This window comes from Pseudomonas sp. G(2018) (assembly GCF_005502415.1).
Classification (GTDB): Bacteria; Pseudomonadota; Gammaproteobacteria; order Pseudomonadales; family Pseudomonadaceae; genus Aquipseudomonas.
Genome location: NZ_SCOO01000004.1, coordinates 123,300 through 143,069, shown reverse-complemented (window position 1 = coordinate 143,069; position 19,770 = coordinate 123,300). Strand labels below are relative to the sequence as shown.

Below are 19,770 nucleotides of genomic sequence, written 5' to 3'. Positions count from 1 at the left end.
TTCCTTCTTGGTGCGTAAATCCGATATGAGTTCCGCTCTGTCCATCCGGCAGCTAACCAAAACCTACGGCAACGGTTTCCAGGCCTTGAGTGGTATCGATCTGGATGTCGCCGAAGGTGACTTCTTCGCCTTGCTCGGCCCGAACGGCGCCGGCAAATCCACGACCATCGGTATTCTCTCGACCCTGGTGAACAAGACCAGCGGCACAGTGAATATCTTCGGTCACGACCTGGACAAGAACCCGGCGGCGCTCAAGCGATCCATCGGTGTAGTGCCCCAGGAATTCAACTTCAATCAGTTCGAAAAAACCTTCGACATCGTCGTGACCCAAGCCGGTTACTACGGCATTCCATCGAAAGTCGCCAAGGAACGCGCCGAGCAATACCTGACGCAACTCGGCCTTTGGGACAAGCGCGATGTTCCGTCGCGTTCGCTGTCCGGCGGCATGAAGCGTCGATTGATGATCGCCCGCGCGCTGGTTCACGAACCGCGCCTGCTGATCCTCGACGAACCGACCGCCGGGGTGGACATCGAACTGCGTCGCTCGATGTGGACCTTCCTCACCGAGCTGAACAAAAAAGGCATCACCATCATCCTCACCACGCACTACCTGGAAGAGGCTGAGCAACTGTGCCGCAACATCGGCATCATCGACCACGGCACCATCGTCGAAAACACCAGCATGAAGCAGTTGCTCGGCCAGTTGCATGTCGAAACCTTCCTGCTGGATTTGAAGAGCAGTCTGAGCGCGCCGCCGCAACTGATCGGCTATCCATCACGGTTGCTCGATGGTCACACCCTGGAAGTGCAGGTCGACAAAAGCATGGGCATCACCGCGCTGTTCACCCAGCTTGCCCAGCAGAACATCGAGGTGCTGAGCCTGCGTAACAAAACCAATCGCCTTGAGGAGTTGTTCGTGTCCCTGGTGGAGAAAAATCTGTCGAAGGTGGCGGTATGAGTTCCGAGCTGCGCCCCAACCTCGTTGCCCTCAACACCATCGTTTACCGTGAAGTCCGGCGCTTTACCCGGATCTGGCCGCAGACTCTGCTGCCGCCGGCCATCACCATGGTTCTGTACTTCGTGATCTTCGGTAACCTGATCGGTCGGCAGATCGGCGACATGGGTGGCTTCACCTACATGGAGTACATCGTGCCGGGGCTGATCATGATGTCGGTGATCACCAACTCCTACGGCAACGTGGTGTCGAGTTTCTTCGGCAGCAAGTTCCAGCGATCCATTGAAGAATTGATGGTGTCGCCGGTTTCTCCGCACACCATTCTGGTCGGCTACACCCTCGGTGGCGTGCTGCGTGGATTGATGGTCGGGCTCATCGTGACGTTGCTGTCGCTGTTCTTCACCGACTTGCAGGTTCATCACCTGGGCGTGACCGTTCTGGTGGTGGTGCTGACGGCGACGATTTTCTCGCTGCTGGGTTTCATCAACGCGGTGTTTGCGCGCAACTTCGATGACATCTCGATCATTCCGACATTCGTGCTCACGCCTTTGACGTATTTGGGCGGGGTGTTTTATTCGATCTCGCTGCTGCCGCCGTTCTGGCAGACCGTGTCCCTGGCCAACCCTGTGTTGCACATGGTCAATGCGTTTCGTTACGGGATCCTCGGTGTTTCCGATATCCGGATCAGCGTGGCGATTGCGTTCATGTTGGTGGCGACGGTGATTCTGTACATCGGATGTGCGCGGTTGTTGGTGAGTGGGCGGGGGATGCGTACCTAAGCAGTACCGCGTTGCCTTCTTCGCGGGCAAGTCGCGCTCCTGCAGGTATCCATGTGCTCTTGTGGGAGCGAGCCTGCTCGCGAAGGCGTCATTCCAGGCACCATAAAAAAACGGCCTCCCAATCGGAGGCCGTTTTGCATTCTCACATCCGACTCTGCCGGCGCCGTCTCCACTGCCGCGCAACCCACCAGCGCCAATACATCATCACCAGACAATAGGCCAACGCACCGAGCACCAGTCCTGTCACCACCGAGCCCAGCAAGAACGGTTGCCACAAGGTCGAGAGTTCGCCGCTGATCCATTCCCAGGTCAATTCGTCCGGCAGACGGCGGGCGGGAACGTCCATCAGCCAGGCGCCGGTCTGATAGGTGCAAAAGAAAACGGCGGGCATGGTGATCGGATTGGTCAGCCAGACCAGGCTGACGGCAATCGGCATATTGCCGCGCACGACGATGGCGAGGATAGCGGCGAGCAGCATCTGCAGCGGAATCGGCAGGAACGCCGCGAACAGACCGACGGCCATCGCCCGGGCGACGGAATGGCGGTTGAGGTGCCAGAGGTTCGGGTCATGCAGCAGCGTGCCGAGAAAGCGTAAGGATTTGTGTTCCCTGATGCTGGTCGGATCTGGCATGTAACGTTTGAATAAGCGCCGGGGCATAGGGCTTCTCGGTCGATTAAGGCGGCAAGTATGTCTGGATTCTATGAACCGCCCATTCAGACTTTGTGACAATTGATAACGACGGCCGTGCGGTCGAACCGCTATGACTAGAGACGGAACTCTCTAGGACGGGCGTATGCGCACAGGGATGGTGGCGTTGGCGCTGGGTTTACTGGCCCTGCGTTTTTTACCGGCGTTGCCGCCGGTCGGGTTGTGGTTGTTGATGCCGGTGGTGGGTTTGATGTTGTTGCCGTTCAGGACGTACCCCGTGGCGTTTTTCCTGTTCGGTTTGAGTTGGGCCTGTGCACAGGCGCAATGGGCGCTGGATGATCGGTTGGCACCGAAGCTTGATGGCGAAACACGTTGGATCGAAGGTCGGGTAGCGGGACTGCCCCAGCACGGCGAGGGCGTCGTGCGTTTCGAACTGGCCGACGCCCGGTCACGGCGCGCAAAAGTGCCGCAGCTCATGCGCCTGGCCTGGTATGACGGACCGCCTGTCAACAGCGGCGAGCGCTGGCGGTTGGCGGTCAAGTTGAAGCGTCCCGCCGGGCTGCTCAATCCCCATGCCTTCGATTACGAGGCCTGGTTGCTGGCGCGTGGTATCGGCGCGACCGGGACGGTCAAGGACGGTGAGCGACTCGCCGAGGCGCGAGGGGCCTGGCGTGATGGCATTCGTCAGAAATTACAGGCAGTAGATGCTCAAGGGCGAACGGGCGCACTGGCGGCGCTGGTACTGGGGGATGGTAGCGGGCTCAGTCGCGAAGACTGGCAGGTGTTGCAGGACACCGGCACCGTGCATCTGTTGGTGATTTCCGGGCAACACATCGGGTTGCTGGCGGGCCTGGTCTATATGCTGATCGCCGGGCTTGCCCGCTATGGGCTGTGGCCAAACCGTCTGCCGTGGCTGCCCTGGGCTTGCGGCCTGGCATTCGCGGCGGCCCTCGGTTACGGGTTGTTGGCCGGTTTTGAGGTGCCGGTACGCCGTGCCTGTCTGATGGTCGGTCTGGTGCTGTTGTGGCGCCTGCGATTTCGCCACCTCGGCGCCTGGTGGCCGCTGTTGCTGGCGCTCAATGGCGTTCTACTACTGGACCCGCTGGCCAGTCTGCAACCGGGGTTTTGGTTGTCGTTCGGGGCGGTGGCGGTACTGATTTTCACCTTCGGCGGTCGCCTGGGTCCCTGGCGATGGTGGCAAACCTGGACCCGCGCCCAATGGCTGATCGCCATTGGCCTGGGGCCGTTATTGCTGGTGTTGGGGTTGCCGATCAGCCTCAGTGGGCCGCTCGTCAATCTGCTGGCAGTGCCCTGGATCAGCGTGCTGGTGCTACCGCCTGCCTTGCTCGGAACCCTGCTGCTACCCGTGCCTTATGTGGGGGAGGGCTTGCTGTGGCTGGCTGGAGGACTGATCGACTGGTTATTCAAGGGCCTGGCGTTGATGGCCGGGCAGGTTCCCGCGTGGATACCCGTGGCGGTTCCTTGGTGGGTATGGAGCATGGGGGCACTCGGTGCGTTCCTGCTCTTGTTGCCGCGAGGCGTTCCGCTGCGGCCGTTGGGCTGGCCTTTGCTGCTATTGCTGGTTTTTCCGCCCCGATCCAATCTGCCTGAAGGCATGGCCGAAATCTGGCAGCTGGATGTGGGGCAGGGGTTGTCCATCCTGGTGCGCACCCGCCATCACGCGCTGCTCTATGACACGGGGCCGCGTTTGGGTGATAACGACCTGGGCGAGCGCGTAGTTCTGCCGACGCTGCGCAAATTGGGCGTGGACGGTCTCGACCTGATGCTGATCAGCCACGCCCACGCCGACCATGCCGGTGGCGCGCGTGCGGTCGCCAAGGGACTGCCGGTGAAGCAGGTGATCAGTGGCGAACCTGAGGAGTTGCCGGCGGAACTGCAAGCCGGGGAATGCGAGAGCGGTCGGCAATGGACCTGGGACGGTGTGAATTTTGAACTCTGGCGATGGGCGGATGCCCGGGAAAGCAATCCAAAATCCTGCGTGCTGCAGATCGAAGCCAATGGCGAGCGATTGCTGCTGACCGGTGATATCGACGCTGCGGCCGAACGAGTCCTGCTCGACAGTCCGCTGGCCGTGACCACCGATTGGTTGCAGTCACCGCACCACGGCAGTCGCAGTTCGTCATCGATGGCCCTGCTCGCCGCGTTGCAACCCAAGGCGGCACTGATCTCCCGCGGCCAGGGAAATACCTTCGGCCATCCCCATCCCACCGTCATTGCGCGTTATCGAGCTCGCGACATGACGATCCATGACAGCGCCGAGCAGGGTGCCATCCGTCTGGCACTGGGGCACTTCAAACCGCCGTGGTCGATGCGCCAGGAACCGCGTTTCTGGCGCTCTGTGCAGTGACCGCGGATCATGAAAGCCCGACCGGATGCGACATCACGGTCTTCGGTGCGTCCAGCCCCTATGTTAGAGTGGCGCACTTTTTCGAGGGGACTGACACTGTGTGGGAATTGGTCAAATCCGGCGGCTGGATGATGCTGCCGATCATCCTGAGTTCCATCGCGGCCATGGCGATCGTTGCCGAGCGTCTCTGGACCCTGCGTGCCAGCCGCGTGACCCCCGAGCACTTGCTTGGGCAGGTCTGGGTCTGGATCAAGGACAAGCAACTCAATAAAGAGAAGCTCAAGGAATTGCGCGCCAACTCACCGTTGGGCGAGATCCTGGCGGCGGGCCTGGCCAACTCCAGGCATGGTCGCGAGATCATGAAGGAGTGCATCGAAGAGGCTGCCGCACGGGTCATCCACGAACTGGAACGCTACATCAATGCCCTGGGCACCATTGCCGCCATGGCGCCGCTGCTGGGCTTGCTGGGTACGGTGCTGGGCATGATCGACATTTTCAGCGCGTTCATGGGCACGGGCATGACCACCAATGCCTCCGTACTGGCCGGGGGTATCTCCAAGGCGCTGATCACCACGGCCGCGGGCCTGATGGTCGGTATCCCTTCGGTGTTCTTCCACCGTTTCCTGCAACGCCGGATCGATGAACTGGTCGTGGGCATGGAGCAGGAAGCGATCAAGTTGGTCGAAGTCGTTCAGGGCGACCGAGATGTGGATCTCGCTGGGGGCAAAGCGTGAAATTCCGCCGCAAGCAACGGGAGAACGTGGACATCAACCTCGCGTCGCTGATCGACGTGGTGTTTATCCTGCTGCTGTTTTTCGTGGTGACCACGACATTTACCCGTGAAACCCAGTTGCGCGTTGATTTGCCGGAAGCGGTCAGCGGATCGCCGGCTGAGGATCAGACCAAACAACTGGACATCGCCATCAGTGCCGAGGGTGTGTTCTCGGTGAACAATCAGATCTTGCCGAAAAGCGACCTGGCCAGCTTGATGGAAGCCCTGCAGAAAGAATCCAACGGCGATACCAATCGGCCGCTGTCCATCAGCGCCGATGGCAAATCCCAGCATCAGTCTGTGATCATCGCCATGGATGCCGCCGGCAAGCTTGGCTTCAACCACTTGCGCATGACCACAGTCGAGGCGGCGCCGTCCGCGCCCTGATGGCCATGTCCGATCGTCTGCTCACCGCCTGGTATCGAGGTCATCCGGCCTTGACGTTGTTACAGCCACTGGAGTGGCTCTACCGGCGCGTGGTCAACAACAAGCGCAAGCGTTTCCTGGCGGGCGAAGGCGAAATCTATCAGCCGCCTGTGCCGTTGATCGTTGTCGGCAACATCACTGTCGGCGGCACCGGCAAGACGCCGCTGATTTTGTGGATGATCCAGCATTGCCAGCGCAGCGGCTTGCGGGTCGGCGTGGTCAGTCGCGGTTACGGCGCCAAACCCCCGCACTTGCCGTGGCGGGTCGAGGCAGATCAAAGCGCAGGAATGTCCGGCGACGAACCGCTGTTGATCGTTCAGCGCACGGGCGTGCCCTTGATGATCGACCCGGACCGCAGCCGCGCCGTCAAAGCCTTGCTGGCCAGCGAGCCACTGGACCTCATCCTCTCTGATGACGGCATGCAGCATTACCGCCTGGCTCGCGATCTGGAACTGGTGTTGATCGACGCCGCCCGTGGTCTGGGCAACCAGCGTTGCTTGCCGGCCGGGCCATTGCGCGAACCGGCCGAACGTCTGCAAAGCGTCGACGCGGTGCTCTACAACGGTGCTGCAGATGACCGCGAGGGTGGCTATGCCTTCCAGTTGCAGCCGACTGCATTGATCAATCTGCGCAGCGGCGAACGGCGTCCTCTCGACCACTTTGCCCCAGGCCAGGCGCTGCACGCCGTGGCCGGGATCGGCAACCCGCAGCGTTTCTTCAAGACCCTCGAAACGCTACACTGGCAGCCAGTCCCGCATGCATTCGCCGACCACGCCGAATACAGCGTGCAGGCCTTGAATTTCACCCCGTCATTGCCGTTGGTGATGACCGAAAAGGACGCGGTGAAGTGCCGTGCCTTCGCCGCCGCCGACTGGTGGTACCTGGCGGTCGATGCTGTGCCGTCGCCGGCCTTCGTGGCCTGGTTCGATACACAGTTGATGCGCCTGTTGCCGGCTCGTCTGTTGCCTTAAAACCGTATTTATCCAGGGAATGTTCATGGACACCAAATTGCTCGACATCCTCGCTTGCCCGGTCTGCAAAGGCCCGCTCAAGCTCAGCGCCGACAAGACCGAATTGATCAGCAAGGGCGCAGGCCTCGCGTACCCGATTCGCGACGGTATCCCGGTGATGCTCGAATCCGAAGCCCGCACCTTGACCACCGACGAGCGTCTGGATAAATGACCACAGCCTTTACCGTTGTCATTCCGTCGCGCTACGCCTCCACCCGCTTGCCGGGCAAGCCGCTGCTGTTGATCGCCGGCAAGCCGATGATCCAGCACGTCTGGGAACAGGCGAGCAAAAGCAGCGCCCAGCGTGTGGTGGTTGCGACTGACGATGCACGCATCGTCGAGGCCTGCATGGGCTTTGGCGCCGAAGTGGTGCTGACCCGCGAGGATCACAATTCCGGCACCGATCGCCTGGCGGAAGTCGCGACGAATCTGGGCCTGGCGCCAGACGCCATCGTGGTTAATGTCCAGGGTGACGAACCGCTGATCCCGCCGAGCGTGATCGATCAGGTCGCCGCCAACCTGGCGGCCCACACTGAAGCGCGCATGGCCACCCTGGGCGAGCCGATCGAAGACGTTGAAACCCTGTTCAATCCCAATGTGGTCAAGGTCGTCAGCGACATCAATGGCCTGGCACTGACCTTCAGCCGCGCCACATTGCCATGGGCGCGGGATGCCTTTGCCCAGAGCCGTGAACAGTTGCCGCAGGGCGTGCCTTACCGTCGCCACATCGGCATCTATGCCTATCGCGCCGGTTTCCTGCATGACTTCGTCAGCTGGGGACCGTGCTGGCTGGAAAACACCGAATGCCTGGAACAGCTGCGGGCACTCTGGCATGGCGTACGGATTCACGTCGCCGACGCGCTCATCGCGCCGCCGGCCGGTGTCGACACCGTTGAAGACCTTGAGCGCGTTCGTCGCCTGCTGGAGGCCTGATGCGGGTTCTGTTTGTCTGCCTGGGCAACATCTGCCGCTCACCCACCGCCGAAGGTGTGTTGCGACACAAACTGCGTGAGGCGGGGCTGGCCGATCAAGTCGAAGTCGCCTCCGCCGGCACCGGTGACTGGCACGTCGGCAAGGCGCCGGACAGGCGCAGCCAGGCCGCGGCCAAGCTGCGTGGCTATGACTTGTCGGCCCAGCGCGCCCAGCAAGTCACCCGCGCCGATTTCGCCGCGTACGACCTGATCCTGGCGATGGACAACAGCAACCTGCGCAACCTGAAGGCCTTGCAGCCGGCCAAGGGCAAGGCTGAGCTGGATCTGTTCCTGCGCCGCTATGAATCTGAAGTCGATGAAGTCCCTGACCCGTATTACGACGGCGACCAGGGTTTCGAGCAGGTGCTGGACTTGATCGAGCGTGCCAGTGATCGGCTGGTGATCGAACTGAAGGGACGGTTATGAGTTTGCAGGTGCGATCGCAGGTTTCGCTCAAACCGTACAACAGTTTTGGCGTGGACGTTCAGGCCCGCCTGTTTGCCGAGGCCCATAGTGACGCCGACGTGCGGGAAGCCCTGGCCTACGCACAGGCGCATGAGGTGCCGCTGCTGGTGATTGGCGGTGGCAGCAACTTGCTGCTGACGGCCGATATCCCATCGCTGGTGCTGCGCATGGCCACACGCGGTATTCGCGTACTGAGCGACGACGGCAGCAAAGTGGTGATTGAAGCCGAGGCGGGCGAACCCTGGCACCCGTTTGTGCAACACACGCTGGTGCATGGACTGTCGGGATTGGAAAATCTCAGCCTGATTCCCGGCACCGTGGGTGCAGCCCCGATGCAGAACATTGGCGCCTATGGGGTAGAGATCAAGGACGTTTTCGCCGGCCTGACTGCCCTCGATCGCCAGAGCGGTGAGTTGCGTGACTTCACCCTGGAAGAATGCAACTTCGCCTACCGTGACAGCCTGTTCAAACAGGAGCCGGGGCGCTGGTTGATCTTGCGCGTGCGTTTCACCCTTGATCGCACCGCACACCTGCATCTGGAATACGGCCCGGTGCGTCAACGCCTGACCGACCAAGGTATCGAACATCCGACCCCCACCGATGTCAGCCAGGCCATTTGCAGCATTCGCAACGAAAAGCTCCCGGACCCTGCGGTGCTCGGCAACGCCGGCAGTTTCTTCAAGAACCCCTTGGTGTCGGCGGCGCTGGTAGCCCGGCTCAAAGGCGAATACCCGGATCTGGTGGCCTACGCGCAACCCGACGGGCAGATGAAACTGGCCGCCGGCTGGTTGATCGAGCGGGCAGGCTGGAAAGGTTTCCGCGAAGCCGATGCGGGTGTGCACAAATTGCAGGCGCTGGTGCTGGTCAATTACGGCAGCGCGACGGGGTTGCAATTACTCGACCTGGCGCAGCGTATCCAGAAAGACATTTCTGAACGTTTCCATGTCGAGCTGGAAATGGAGCCGAACCGGTATTAGTGGAGCAGCGGCAAGCTTCAAGCTTAAAGCGGCAAGCTACAATCTCTAGATATCGAGCTTTGCTGCATTGCTTCTACTTGAAGCTTGCAGCTTAAAGCTTGCAGCTAAAAAGCCCTGTCTCAGCAGGGCTTTTTTGTTAATGCTGCGTTAACTTAGCGAGCTAACGATGCAATGCATTTGTTACACCAAAGGCCCGGTGCAGACGTCCCCGTCGGCATAAGAGAGCCCCTTTAGCCTGAGTCGATCTGCGTGATGCCAACCGCCGATTTCCGGCGGCAGATTGCTCGACCCCATAACCCAATACTATGCGGGCGTGCCCATGATTACCCTGAAGCTCAATGGTCAAGACCATCAACTCGACGTCACCGAGGACATGCCGCTGCTCTGGGCAATCCGTGACGTGGCCGGTTACAACGGCACCAAGTTCGGCTGCGGCATGGGCCTGTGCGGTGCCTGTACCATTCATATCGAAGGCGCTCCGGCGCGTAGCTGCATCACGCCGATCGGTTCGGTCGTCGGGCAGAACATCACCACCATCGATAATCTGCACGCCGACCCGGTGGGCAAAGTCGTGCAGCAAGCCTGGCTTGATACCGCCGTGGCCCAGTGCGGTTACTGCCAGGGTGGGCAAATCATGTCCGCCACTGCGTTGCTCAAGACCCATCCGAACCCGAGTGACGAACAGATCGAAGAGGCGATGGTCGGCAACATCTGCCGGTGCGGCACTTACAACCGTATCAAGACTGCCATCCGCCAGGCATCCACTCACCTGAAGGAGGCCAAGGCATGAGCCGGTTACCGAATGATTTTGCCCTGAGCAACTTCAGCCGCCGTGGTTTCCTCAAGGGGGTGGGTGCCACTGGTGCCCTGGTGGTCGCTGCGAGCTGGGGCTGGCAAGACGTTTTTGCCGAAGAAAAAGAGAAGAAGTTCGGTGCCGACGGCATGCCCAATGGCTGGATCGATGACCCAAAGGTTTACGTCAGCATCGCCACTGATGGCACGGTGACTGTGGTTTGCAACCGCTCGGAAATGGGTCAGGGCGTTCGTACCAGTCTGACCATGGTCGTGGCCGATGAACTGGAAGCAGACTGGGCGCGGGTCAAAGTGAAGCAGGCGCCGGGCGACGAGATACGCTTCGGCAACCAGGACACCGACGGTTCGCGTAGCATGCGCCACTGGTTCGAACCGATGCGCCGTTGTGGTGCCGCCGCGCGGACCATGCTGGAACAGGCCGCTGCCGACCAGTGGAAAGTGCCGGTGGGCGAATGCCATGCGCAACTGCATAAAGTCATCCACAAACCTTCCGGTCGCGAGCTGGAGTATGGCGCCCTGGCCGCTGCTGCCAGTGCCTTGGCCGTACCGGCGCGTGACAGCCTGAGGCTCAAGCAGCCATCGGAATTCCGCTACATCGGCAAGGAAGGTACCAAGGCCATCGACGGTGACGACATCGTCAACGGTCGCGCCGTGTATGGCGCCGACGTGCATTTCGACGGCATGCTGTTCGCCACGATTGCCCGGCCGGCGGTGTATGGCGGCAAGGTCAAGAGTTTCGATGCCGCGGCGGCAATGAAGGTCCCGGGCGTGGTCAAGGTCGTGCAGATCGAGAGCCGTCCCCTGCCATTGGAGTTTCAACCGCTGGGCGGCGTCGCTGTGGTGGCGAACAATACCTGGGCGGCGATTAAGGGCCGCGAGGCATTGAAAATCGAATGGGATGACGGTCCCAACGCCAGCTACGACTCGATTGCTTACCGCAAGACGCTGGAAGCCGCGTCCCTGAAACCTGGCAAAGTGGTGCGCAACACCGGCAACATCGACGAAGCCATGAAAAGCGCCGACAGTACGCTGGAAGCGTCCTACTACCTGCCGCATTTGTCACAGTCGCCGATGGAGCCAATGGTCGCCATCGCCCGTTACAAGGATGGCGTGTGCGAAGCCTGGGGGCCGAGCCAGGCGCCGCAAGTCACCCGCGAACGGATTGGCGAACGCCTGGGCGTGCCATTCGACAAGGTCACCTTCAATGTCACCTTGCTTGGCGGCGGTTTTGGTCGCAAGTCCAAGCCTGACTTCATCATCGAAGCGGCCATCCTGGCCAAGGAATTCCCTGGCAAGGCGGTGCGGGTGCAATGGACCCGTGAAGACGACATCCATTGCTCCTACTTCCACACGGTGTCGGTCGAACACCTCAAAGCCAGCCTGAACAAGGATGGCCTGCCGTCCGGCTGGTTGCACCGTACGGTGGCACCGAGCATCACTGCGTTGTTCGCACCGGGCATGAATCACGAGGCGGCTTTCGAGTTGGGCATGGGTTTCACCAACATGGCTTATGCGATTCCCAACATCCGCCTGGAAAACCCCGAGGCGACCGTCCACACCCGTGTGGGTTGGTACCGCTCGGTGTCGAACATTCCTCATGGCTTTGCAATTCAGAGCTTCATCGACGAATTGGCGCACAAGGCCAAGGAAGACCCGCTCAAGTACCAGATCAAGCTGCTCGGCCCTGACCGGCAAATCGATCCGCGTACCTTGAGTGAAGAGTGGAACTACGGCGAATCGCCCGAGCGTTATCCGATCGACACAGCACGGTTGCGCACGGTGCTGGAAACCGCCGCCAATGCCGCCGGTTGGGGGCGCGAGTTGCCGAAGGGCCGGGGCCTGGGTCTGGCGGTGCATTACAGTTTCGTGACCTACGTGGCGGCGGTAATCGAGGTCGAAGTCAAAGACGATGGCACGTTGATCGTGCACAAGGCTGATATCGCCGTGGACTGCGGGCCGCAGATCAACCCCGAGCGGATTCGCGCGCAGTTCGAGGGCGCTTGCGTCATGGGCTTGGGCAATGCGGTGCTGGGCGAGATCAGTTTCAAGGACGGCAAGGTCCAGCAGGACAACTTCCACATGTACGAAGTGGCGCGCATGTCGCTGGCGCCGAAGGAAGTCGCCGTGCATCTGGTCACGCCGCCAGGTACCGTGCCGTTGGGAGGTGTCGGCGAGCCGGGTGTGCCGCCGATTGCCCCGGCGCTGTGCAACGCGATCTTCGCCGCCACGGGTAAACGTATCCGCGACCTGCCGGTTCGTTACCAGCTGCAGGGCTGGAATAAGGCAGGAGCCTGATGGACAGTGTCGATCTGAACGTCTTGCGCAGCGTGCTGGAGTGGCGCCGCGCCGGTCAGCGGGTGGTGTTGTACAGCGTGGTCCAGACCTGGGGTACTGCACCCCGGGCGCCTGGCGCCATGCTGGCGTTGCGTGAAGATGGCGTGGTGATTGGTTCGGTGTCCGGTGGCTGCGTAGAGGATGACCTGATTGCGCGGTTGCACGACGGCCGAATCCCGGCCGATGGGCCACCGGTGCAACTGATCACCTACGGCGTGACCCGCGAGGAGGCAGCGCGTTTTGGTTTGCCATGCGGTGGCACATTGCGTCTGACCGAAGAGCGCGTAGGCGACCCGGCATGGGTCGCCGAGTTGCTGATGCGCTGCGAGGCCCATGAAATCGTGGCGCGTTCGCTTGATATCGCAAGCGGGGAAGTTGTTCTGCAGCCAGCCAGCAAAACGGATGCGTTGGTGTTTGACGGGCAGACCCTGCGTGCGATCTATGGCCCGCGCTGGCGCTTGTTGCTGATCGGTGCGGGGCAGCTGTCCCGTTATGTCGCCGAGATGGCGCGGCTTCTGGATTTCGAAGTGCTGATCTGCGATCCGCGCAGCGAATTTGTCTACGGCTGGGAAGAACAGCACGGCCGGTTTGTCTCGGGCATGCCCGACGAGGCTGTACTGAATATTCAGACCGACGAACGCACGGCCATCGTCGCTTTGACCCACGACCCGCGTCTGGATGACATGGCGCTGCTCACGGCCCTCGACTCCAGGGCTTTTTATGTCGGCGCACTGGGCTCGCGGGTCAACAGCCAGAAACGTCGGGACAATCTGGCTCAACTAGGCTTGTCGCAGCAGTCCATCGAACGGCTGCACGGTCCGATTGGCCTGCACATTGGCAGCCATAGCCCGGCGGAAATCGCTTTGTCGCTGATAGCCGAGATTGTGGCGATCAAGAATGGCGTGGAGCTGAAACAGAAAAAGCCGTTGCGGGAGGGCGCATGAGCGAACCTATCGGCGTCATCGTTCTGGCAGCGGGTCAGGGCAGCCGGTTTCGACAGGTTGCAGGCGATGAAAAGGACAAGTTACTGGCGGACTGTACGGGGCTTGATGGCGCTGTCCGTTCGGTGATCGAGCAGGTGCTGGTGAATTTGCCGGCCGAACTGGACAAGCGTGTATTGGTGACCACCGCGGATCGCCCGCAAGTCATCCGTATGGCCAAGGCCTATGGCTGCGAGATCGTGCTGGTCGAGTCGACCGGAATGGGTGACAGCATTGCGGCCGGGGTCGCGGCGTGTGCGCAGCTCAATGGCTGGTTGATGGTGCTGGGGGATATGCCGTTTATCCTACCGTTCAGCATTGGGCAGGTCGTGGCGCGAGTTGCCGATGATTGCATCAGTGTGCCGGTGCAGGAGGGCGAATTCGGACATCCCGTGGGGTTTGGTCGCAACTTTGGTCCGGGATTGATGGCGTTATCCGGTGACCGCGGGGCCAAGGCATTGTTTACGCAGGGGCGGGTGGTTGAAGTAACGGTGGATGATCCCGGTGTGTTGTGGGATGTGGATGTGCCTGAAAAGCTGGTCTTTGTCTGATAGATCGCTTCGCGGGCAAGCCACGCTCCCACAGGTCTTGTGTCGCTTACATAATCATTGAACGACGCAAGACCTGTGGGAGCGTGGCTTGCCCGCGATGAACGATAACGCGGTTTACCTGTTTTACAGCAGACATGAAAAAAGCCCCGCCTGGGTTCACCAGGCGGGGCTTTTTAGTGGCCGACGGAATCAGACGAGAGGTTTAGGCTCGTGTTCTTTTTCCTGGGCCTGTTCGTGTTGCTCTACCGCTTCCTGAACGGAGCGCGGGGCTTCGTTGATCACGGATTCAGCTGGCTCGGCGGCGACCTCGGCAACCGGGGCAGGTGCTGCCTCGACGACTTCAGCAGCTACTGGCGCCGTTTCTTCAGCGACAACCGCTTCAACCGAAGCAGCAGCGGCAGCCAGTTCGGCTTCCTTCTGCAGGCGCTCGGCTTCACGCTTGCGACGACGCACTTCACGCGGGTCGTTCGGCGCACGGCCGCTTGGCGTCAGGGCGCTGACAGGCGCGGCTTCGACCACTGGCGCAGGCACTTCGGCAACAACCGGTGCTTCAACTGCAGGAGCAGGTTCGGCAGCGGCAACCACTGGCTCGGAGATCATGGCCTCAGCCACTTCGGCTTCAGCGGCTGGTGCCGGTGCTGGTGCCTCGGCTACAGCTGGCTCGGCAACCCAGTTGAACGCGGTTTGCTCTTCGCGAACTTCACGAACGGTTTCGGTTACAGCTTCGACCACAGGTTCCGCAATTACGGCAGGCGCTTCGGCGACGATGGCAGGCTCGGCGGCAGCTTCAACTACTGGCTGTGCCTCAGGCGCGGGTGCCAATTCGATTTCCGGCGATGCGGTGGTTTCGACCGGCGTTGTCGCTTCAACGACTGGCGCTTCGACCGGAGCTGTCTCCAGGGTGGCGGCAGTGGCGCGTTCGGCTTGCTCGTTGGCCTGTGCTTCGGCCGGAGCGCTGATCACGGTGCTGGCAACGGCTGCGGTAACAGCCAGGCCGGCGGCCAGATCGGCAGTGCTTGGCGCTTCGCTGCTTTCGCCGGACTCGGAGTCATCCGAACCTTCGATCACATTGCCGTTGGCATCACGCTGACGCTCGCGACGGTTGCTGCGACGACGCTGGCCACGGGAGCGGCGGCGTGGGCGATCGCCTTCGGCGCCGTCCTGACCTTCTTCCTGCAGTTGCTCTTCGTTGGTTGGCAGCTCTTCTTCGGCAACGGCAGCAGCGGCTTGCTCGGCGCGCGGTTGACGTTCTTCACGCGGTGGGCGTGGAGCGCGTTCTTCCCGTGGCTGACGGGCCGGACGTTCTTCAGCGGTGGCAGCGGCGGCCGGGGCGGCATCCAGAGGCTCGCGCAGTTCACGTACACGCTCTTCACGCTCGCCACGTGGCTTGCGGTCTTCACGCGGAGCACGCGGTGCACGTTCTTCACGGGGCGCGCGAGGTGCGCGTTCTTCGCGAGCTACCGTCGGGGTTTCTTCGCGGGCTTCGCGTGGCTGACGCTCTTCGCGTGGTTCACGTGGTGCGCGTTCTTCACGCGGTGCACGTTCCTCGCGAGGCTTGCGTTCTTCATCGCGGCGACCGTTACGGTTGCGGCTCTGCTGGCGACCGGTGCGACGCTCTTCGTTGCGGGCAGGGCGCTCGGCAGCCGGTTTTTCAACCACGACCGGAGCGGCAGGCTCTTCCTTGGTGGCGAACAGGCTGACCAGCGACTTCACCAGGCCTTTGAACAGGCTTGGCTCTGGCGCGGCGACCGGTGCGGCAACCGGAGCGACGACTTCGGTTGGAACCGGAGCGTTGGCGCGGGCCGGAGCCGTCTTGACCGCGGCTTCCTGGCGAACCAGGGTGCGGGTCGCAGCGGCTGGCTGGACTTCTTCCACTTCGGCAGCGGCAGCGGCGATTTCGTAGCTGGACTGGTTGGTGGCGGCTTCTGGGCTGTCATCGCGCAGACGCTGAACTTCGAAGTGCGGCGTTTCGAGGTGATCGTTCGGCAGAATGACGATGCGGGCACGGGTACGCAGTTCGATCTTGGTGATCGAGTTGCGTTTTTCGTTGAGCAGGAATGCTGCGACCGGGATCGGCACCTGGGCGCGCACTTCGGCAGTGCGGTCTTTCAGGGCTTCTTCTTCGATCAGGCGCAGGATCGCCAGCGACAGCGATTCAACGTCACGGATGATGCCGGTGCCGCTGCAGCGAGGGCAAACGATGCCACTGCTTTCACCCAGGGATGGGCGCAGGCGCTGACGGGACATTTCCAGCAGGCCGAAGCGCGAGATGCGGCCGACTTGCACGCGAGCGCGGTCGGCTTCCAGGCATTCGCGGACTTTCTCTTCCACGGCGCGCTGGTTCTTGGCAGGGGTCATGTCGATGAAGTCGATGACGATCAGGCCGCCGATGTCGCGCAGGCGCAACTGACGGGCGATTTCTTCGGCGGCTTCAAGGTTGGTCTGCAGGGCGGTTTCTTCGATGTCGCTGCCTTTGGTGGCGCGCGCCGAGTTGATGTCGATGGACACCAGGGCTTCGGTCGGATCGATCACGATGGAGCCGCCGGAAGGCAGTTCGACGACGCGCTGGAAGGCGGTCTCGATCTGGCTTTCGATCTGGAAGCGGTTGAACAGTGGAACGCTGTCTTCGTACAGCTTGATCTTGCTGGCGTACTGCGGCATGACCTGGCGAATGAAGGTCAGGGCTTCGTCCTGGGCTTCGACGCTGTCGATCAGCACTTCACCGATGTCCTGGCGCAGGTAATCGCGGATGGCGCGGATGATCACGTTGCTTTCCTGGTAGATCAGGAATGGCGCGGAACGATCCAGCGACGCTTCTTTGATGGCGGTCCAGAGTTGCAGCAGGTAATCGAGGTCCCACTGCATTTCTTCACTGCTGCGGCCCAGGCCGGCAGTGCGCACGATCAGACCCATGTCGGCCGGGGCAACCAGACCGTTCAGGGCTTCACGCAGTTCATTGCGCTCTTCACCTTCGATGCGACGGGAAATACCGCCGGCACGCGGGTTGTTCGGCATCAGTACCAGGTAACGACCGGCCAGGCTGATGAAGGTGGTCAGGGCTGCGCCCTTGTTGCCACGCTCTTCTTTTTCGACCTGCACGATGACTTCCTGGCCTTCGCTCAGGACGTCCTTGATATTGACGCGGCCTTCGGGGGCTTTCTTGAAGTATTCGCGGGAGATTTCTTTGAGGGGCAGGAAGCCGTGGCGCTCAGAGCCAAAATCGACAAAGGCAGCTTCAAGGCTTGGTTCGATGCGAGTAATCCGGCCTTTATAGATGTTGGCCTTCTTCTGCTCGCGTGCACCGGATTCGATGTCCAGGTCGTAGAGGCGCTGGCCATCTACCAGTGCAACACGCAACTCTTCAGGTTGAGTTGCGTTAATCAGCATTCTTTTCATGTAGTACCGTCGGTTTCCGGGCTGCCGGAAACGGCGTTCGGCACACACGACTTCTCACGGTCGGTGTCAGGTGCGTCGGGAGTGGTTGGCCATTCCCGTGTCCAGCGATGTCCGGCCAATGTGGGCCTGCATCGCGACGTACGCGTCCTGCTTGCTGTGGCTACTTAAGCACTCAGTCAGGAGGAGGAATCAACCGGCGGCTGTGGACGAGATGAAGCGTCTTGATAAAGCCTATTGCTACACAGTCCAGCGGTTGTGCATCTCCACCCTACACGTATCCCTGATAATTCGGGTGCTGCCGCGCGCAGAATCCGCAGCGGGTTGGCATTTACCGTGAGCTCCGAAAGGGGAGGTCACGCATCATGGCTAATTTAGGCGTTTGTTTCCGAAGCGTTCGCTCGGGGTCATTCGCAGCTGACTGCACTTTGTGAACTGGCCGTGAATATGGCTCGCGTGGCGAGTGAAAAACTCTGCTTTGCGGCGTGATTCAGGCCTCATGTCACCTGCGCTCGTTACACCTGCAAACTCCACCGTTACGTAGCTAAAGCCCCGTAGGACGGCCTCGCGTCCTGGTGAATTGCGTTGGTCAGGGCCGGTTTTTGACCGTTGGTCCGCTGTCCAGGCCGCTTTTGGCGGCGTTCGCGACTATAGCAGTAATGATTAAGTGCTTCAATTCCATAAAAAATTGATATCATCCGCGCCATGACGACTACTGCCCCCTCGACTCCAGGCGTACAACTGCTTGAGGTCTCGCCGGAATATGCCGGCCAACGTATTGATAACTTCCTTCTCGCTCGGCTCAAAGGCGTGCCCAAGACCTTGATTTACCGCATTTTGCGCAAAGGCGAAGTGCGGGTGAACAAGGGCCGGATCAAGCCCGAATACAAGCTGCAAGCGGGCGACATCGTGCGCGTGCCGCCGGTTCGCGTGCCTGAGCGTGACGAGCCGGTGCCCCTGGCCCAAGGGCTGCTGCAGCGGCTCGAAGCCTCGATTGTCTATGAAGACAAGGCGCTGATCGTGATCAACAAGCCCGCCGGGATCGCGGTCCATGGCGGCAGCGGCCTGAGCTTCGGGGTGATCGAAGCCTTCCGCCAGTTGCGCCCTGACGCCAAGGAACTTGAACTGGTCCATCGCCTGGATCGGGATACCTCCGGCCTGCTGATGATTGCCAAAAAACGCAGCATGCTGCGTCACTTGCACACGGCGCTGCGCGGCGATGGCGTCGATAAGCGCTACATGGCGCTGGTTCGTGGTAATTGGGCCTCTTCGATCAAGCAAGTCCGCGCGCCTCTGGGCAAGAGCAATCTGCGCTCCGGTGAGCGTATGGTCGAGGTCGACGAGGAGGAGGGCAAGGAGTCTGTGACCGTGTTCAAGGTCCTGCGTCGCTTTGGTGACTTTGCCACCATGATCGAGGCCAAGCCGATCACCGGTCGAACCCACCAGATTCGCGTCCATACTCTGCACGCCGGGCACTGCATCGCCGGCGACACCAAGTACGGCGATGACGATTTCAGCAAGGAAATCCGTGATCTGGGCGGTAAGCGCCTGTTCCTGCACGCCTACATGCTGACCGTGCCGCTGCCCGATGGTGGCGAGCTGAAGCTTCAGGCGCCTGTCGATGAAATGTGGGCAAAAACCGTGGAGCGCCTGAGTGCACCCATCTGATTACAGGCTGCTGATCTTCGATTGGGATGGCACGTTGGCCGATTCCATTGGTCGGATTGTCGAAGCGATGCACGTGGCATCCGAACGATCCGGTTTCCCGTTGCGTGATGATTTCGCCGTCAAGGGCATCATCGGCCTGGGGCTGCCGGAGGCGATCCGAACGTTGTATCCCGAAATCGGTGATGCGGAGCTGGTGGCGTTTCGTCAGCACTATGCGGATCATTACATCGCGTCAGAGGCAGTGCCTTCGCCGTTGTTCGAGGGTGTAGTCGAGTCGCTCGAAGCGTTTCGAACCGAGGGTTATCATCTGGCTGTCGCGACCGGCAAGGCGCGTCGTGGGCTGGACCGGGTGCTGAAATCCCACGGCTGGGAAGGTTACTTCGACATCACTCGCGCGGCCGACGAGACTGCCAGCAAGCCACATCCGCTGATGCTTGAACAGATCCTTGCCCATTGCGACGTTCGCCCGGAGCAGGCGTTGATGGTCGGCGACTCGTCCTTCGATTTGCAGATGGCGCGCAATGCCGGCATGGAGTCGGTGGCTGTCAGCTATGGCGCCCAGTCGATCGAAGCGCTGAAGTTGTTCGAGCCGCGGCTGGCCATTGATCGCTTTTCAGAATTGCATGCCTGGCTGAATCAGCGGGCTTAATAGGTTTTTT

At 61.1% G+C, this 19,770-nt stretch carries 18 protein-coding genes; 16 read left to right on the top strand and 2 right to left on the bottom strand.

What is annotated here, in order from left to right; all coding sequences use genetic code 11:
• Nucleotides 1-25: 25 nt before the first annotated feature.
• Complete coding sequence (locus tag FFS64_RS05705; RefSeq protein ID WP_137804551.1) at nt 26-958, top strand: ABC transporter ATP-binding protein; 933 nt, start codon at nt 26-28, stop codon at nt 956-958.
• Nucleotides 955-1,734, top strand: a complete 780-nt coding sequence (locus tag FFS64_RS05700) for an ABC transporter permease (protein WP_137804550.1) — start codon at nt 955-957, stop codon at nt 1,732-1,734. Before FFS64_RS05705 ends, FFS64_RS05700 begins: the two co-directional genes overlap by 4 nt.
• Before the next feature lie 142 nt (nt 1,735-1,876).
• Here the strand turns inward: FFS64_RS05700 and FFS64_RS05695 are convergent, their stop codons facing one another.
• Nucleotides 1,877-2,392: a DUF2062 domain-containing protein gene (locus FFS64_RS05695; RefSeq protein ID WP_137804549.1), complete on the bottom strand. Its 516-nt coding sequence runs from the start codon at nt 2,390-2,392 to the stop codon at nt 1,877-1,879.
• Nucleotides 2,393-2,528: 136 nt separating this feature from the next.
• Between FFS64_RS05695 and FFS64_RS05690 the strand changes: the two genes are divergently transcribed.
• The 12 genes from FFS64_RS05690 (at nt 2,529) to FFS64_RS05635 (ending at nt 14,050) form a co-directional block, all read left to right on the top strand.
• Complete coding sequence (locus tag FFS64_RS05690; protein ID WP_137804548.1) at nt 2,529-4,751, top strand: DNA internalization-related competence protein ComEC/Rec2; 2,223 nt, start codon at nt 2,529-2,531, stop codon at nt 4,749-4,751.
• Nucleotides 4,752-4,849: 98 nt separating this feature from the next.
• Nucleotides 4,850-5,485, top strand: a complete 636-nt coding sequence (locus FFS64_RS05685; RefSeq protein WP_170948694.1) for a MotA/TolQ/ExbB proton channel family protein — start codon at nt 4,850-4,852, stop codon at nt 5,483-5,485.
• The gene (locus tag FFS64_RS05680) at nt 5,482-5,910 is read left to right on the top strand and encodes a biopolymer transporter ExbD (protein ID WP_137804547.1); all 429 of its coding nucleotides are present in this window, start codon (nt 5,482-5,484) and stop codon (nt 5,908-5,910) included. The genes FFS64_RS05685 and FFS64_RS05680 overlap by 4 nt, the downstream gene beginning before the upstream one ends.
• Nucleotides 5,910-6,920, top strand: coding sequence for a tetraacyldisaccharide 4'-kinase (lpxK, locus tag FFS64_RS05675; protein WP_137804546.1), 1,011 nt, complete (start codon nt 5,910-5,912; stop codon nt 6,918-6,920). The genes FFS64_RS05680 and lpxK overlap by 1 nt, the downstream gene beginning before the upstream one ends.
• Nucleotides 6,921-6,945: 25 nt before the next feature.
• Complete coding sequence (locus FFS64_RS05670) at nt 6,946-7,131, top strand: Trm112 family protein (protein WP_003179363.1); 186 nt, start codon at nt 6,946-6,948, stop codon at nt 7,129-7,131.
• On the top strand, nt 7,128-7,892 hold the full coding sequence (gene kdsB, locus FFS64_RS05665; RefSeq protein WP_137804545.1) for a 3-deoxy-manno-octulosonate cytidylyltransferase: 765 nt from the start codon (nt 7,128-7,130) through the stop codon (nt 7,890-7,892). Before FFS64_RS05670 ends, kdsB begins: the two co-directional genes overlap by 4 nt.
• The gene (locus FFS64_RS05660) at nt 7,892-8,356 is read left to right on the top strand and encodes a low molecular weight protein-tyrosine-phosphatase (RefSeq protein WP_137804544.1); all 465 of its coding nucleotides are present in this window, start codon (nt 7,892-7,894) and stop codon (nt 8,354-8,356) included. The genes kdsB and FFS64_RS05660 overlap by 1 nt, the downstream gene beginning before the upstream one ends.
• The gene (gene murB, locus FFS64_RS05655; protein ID WP_137804543.1) at nt 8,353-9,372 is read left to right on the top strand and encodes a UDP-N-acetylmuramate dehydrogenase; all 1,020 of its coding nucleotides are present in this window, start codon (nt 8,353-8,355) and stop codon (nt 9,370-9,372) included. The genes FFS64_RS05660 and murB overlap by 4 nt, the downstream gene beginning before the upstream one ends.
• Before the next feature lie 319 nt (nt 9,373-9,691).
• Nucleotides 9,692-10,162, top strand: a complete 471-nt coding sequence (locus FFS64_RS05650) for a (2Fe-2S)-binding protein (RefSeq protein ID WP_137804542.1) — start codon at nt 9,692-9,694, stop codon at nt 10,160-10,162.
• Nucleotides 10,159-12,480: a xanthine dehydrogenase family protein molybdopterin-binding subunit gene (locus FFS64_RS05645; protein ID WP_137804541.1), complete on the top strand. Its 2,322-nt coding sequence runs from the start codon at nt 10,159-10,161 to the stop codon at nt 12,478-12,480. Before FFS64_RS05650 ends, FFS64_RS05645 begins: the two co-directional genes overlap by 4 nt.
• Nucleotides 12,480-13,463 (top strand): XdhC family protein, encoded by a 984-nt coding sequence (locus FFS64_RS05640; RefSeq protein WP_137804540.1) that lies wholly within the window; start codon nt 12,480-12,482, stop codon nt 13,461-13,463. Before FFS64_RS05645 ends, FFS64_RS05640 begins: the two co-directional genes overlap by 1 nt.
• Nucleotides 13,460-14,050, top strand: coding sequence for an NTP transferase domain-containing protein (locus FFS64_RS05635; protein ID WP_137804539.1), 591 nt, complete (start codon nt 13,460-13,462; stop codon nt 14,048-14,050). Before FFS64_RS05640 ends, FFS64_RS05635 begins: the two co-directional genes overlap by 4 nt.
• 189 nt (nt 14,051-14,239) lie before the next feature.
• Here FFS64_RS05635 and rne read toward each other — a convergent pair whose 3' ends face one another.
• Entirely contained in the window at nt 14,240-17,446 is a 3,207-nt protein-coding gene (gene rne, locus FFS64_RS05630) for a ribonuclease E (RefSeq protein ID WP_137804538.1), read from the bottom strand.
• A gap of 702 nt (nt 17,447-18,148) precedes the next feature.
• Between rne and rluC the strand changes: the two genes are divergently transcribed.
• Together rluC and FFS64_RS05620 are read left to right on the top strand one after the other, a co-directional pair.
• Complete coding sequence (gene rluC, locus FFS64_RS05625; protein WP_095195564.1) at nt 18,149-19,111, top strand: 23S rRNA pseudouridine(955/2504/2580) synthase RluC; 963 nt, start codon at nt 18,149-18,151, stop codon at nt 19,109-19,111.
• Complete coding sequence (locus FFS64_RS05620; protein WP_137804537.1) at nt 19,098-19,760, top strand: HAD-IA family hydrolase; 663 nt, start codon at nt 19,098-19,100, stop codon at nt 19,758-19,760. Before rluC ends, FFS64_RS05620 begins: the two co-directional genes overlap by 14 nt.
• Nucleotides 19,761-19,770 lie beyond the last annotated feature (10 nt).

Coding starts and splice junctions, on each gene's coding strand:
- FFS64_RS05705 (WP_137804551.1), top strand. CDS start 26: ATGAGTTCCGCTCTGTCCATCCGGCAGCTAACCAAAACCTACGGCAAC.
- FFS64_RS05700 (WP_137804550.1), top strand. CDS start 955: ATGAGTTCCGAGCTGCGCCCCAACCTCGTTGCCCTCAACACCATCGTT.
- FFS64_RS05695 (WP_137804549.1), bottom strand. CDS start 2,392: ATGCCCCGGCGCTTATTCAAACGTTACATGCCAGATCCGACCAGCATC.
- FFS64_RS05690 (WP_137804548.1), top strand. CDS start 2,529: ATGCGCACAGGGATGGTGGCGTTGGCGCTGGGTTTACTGGCCCTGCGT.
- lpxK (WP_137804546.1), top strand. CDS start 5,910: ATGGCCATGTCCGATCGTCTGCTCACCGCCTGGTATCGAGGTCATCCG.
- FFS64_RS05670 (WP_003179363.1), top strand. CDS start 6,946: ATGGACACCAAATTGCTCGACATCCTCGCTTGCCCGGTCTGCAAAGGC.
- kdsB (WP_137804545.1), top strand. CDS start 7,128: ATGACCACAGCCTTTACCGTTGTCATTCCGTCGCGCTACGCCTCCACC.
- FFS64_RS05660 (WP_137804544.1), top strand. CDS start 7,892: ATGCGGGTTCTGTTTGTCTGCCTGGGCAACATCTGCCGCTCACCCACC.
- murB (WP_137804543.1), top strand. CDS start 8,353: ATGAGTTTGCAGGTGCGATCGCAGGTTTCGCTCAAACCGTACAACAGT.
- FFS64_RS05650 (WP_137804542.1), top strand. CDS start 9,692: ATGATTACCCTGAAGCTCAATGGTCAAGACCATCAACTCGACGTCACC.
- FFS64_RS05645 (WP_137804541.1), top strand. CDS start 10,159: ATGAGCCGGTTACCGAATGATTTTGCCCTGAGCAACTTCAGCCGCCGT.
- FFS64_RS05640 (WP_137804540.1), top strand. CDS start 12,480: ATGGACAGTGTCGATCTGAACGTCTTGCGCAGCGTGCTGGAGTGGCGC.
- FFS64_RS05635 (WP_137804539.1), top strand. CDS start 13,460: ATGAGCGAACCTATCGGCGTCATCGTTCTGGCAGCGGGTCAGGGCAGC.
- rne (WP_137804538.1), bottom strand. CDS start 17,446: ATGAAAAGAATGCTGATTAACGCAACTCAACCTGAAGAGTTGCGTGTT.
- rluC (WP_095195564.1), top strand. CDS start 18,149: ATGACGACTACTGCCCCCTCGACTCCAGGCGTACAACTGCTTGAGGTC.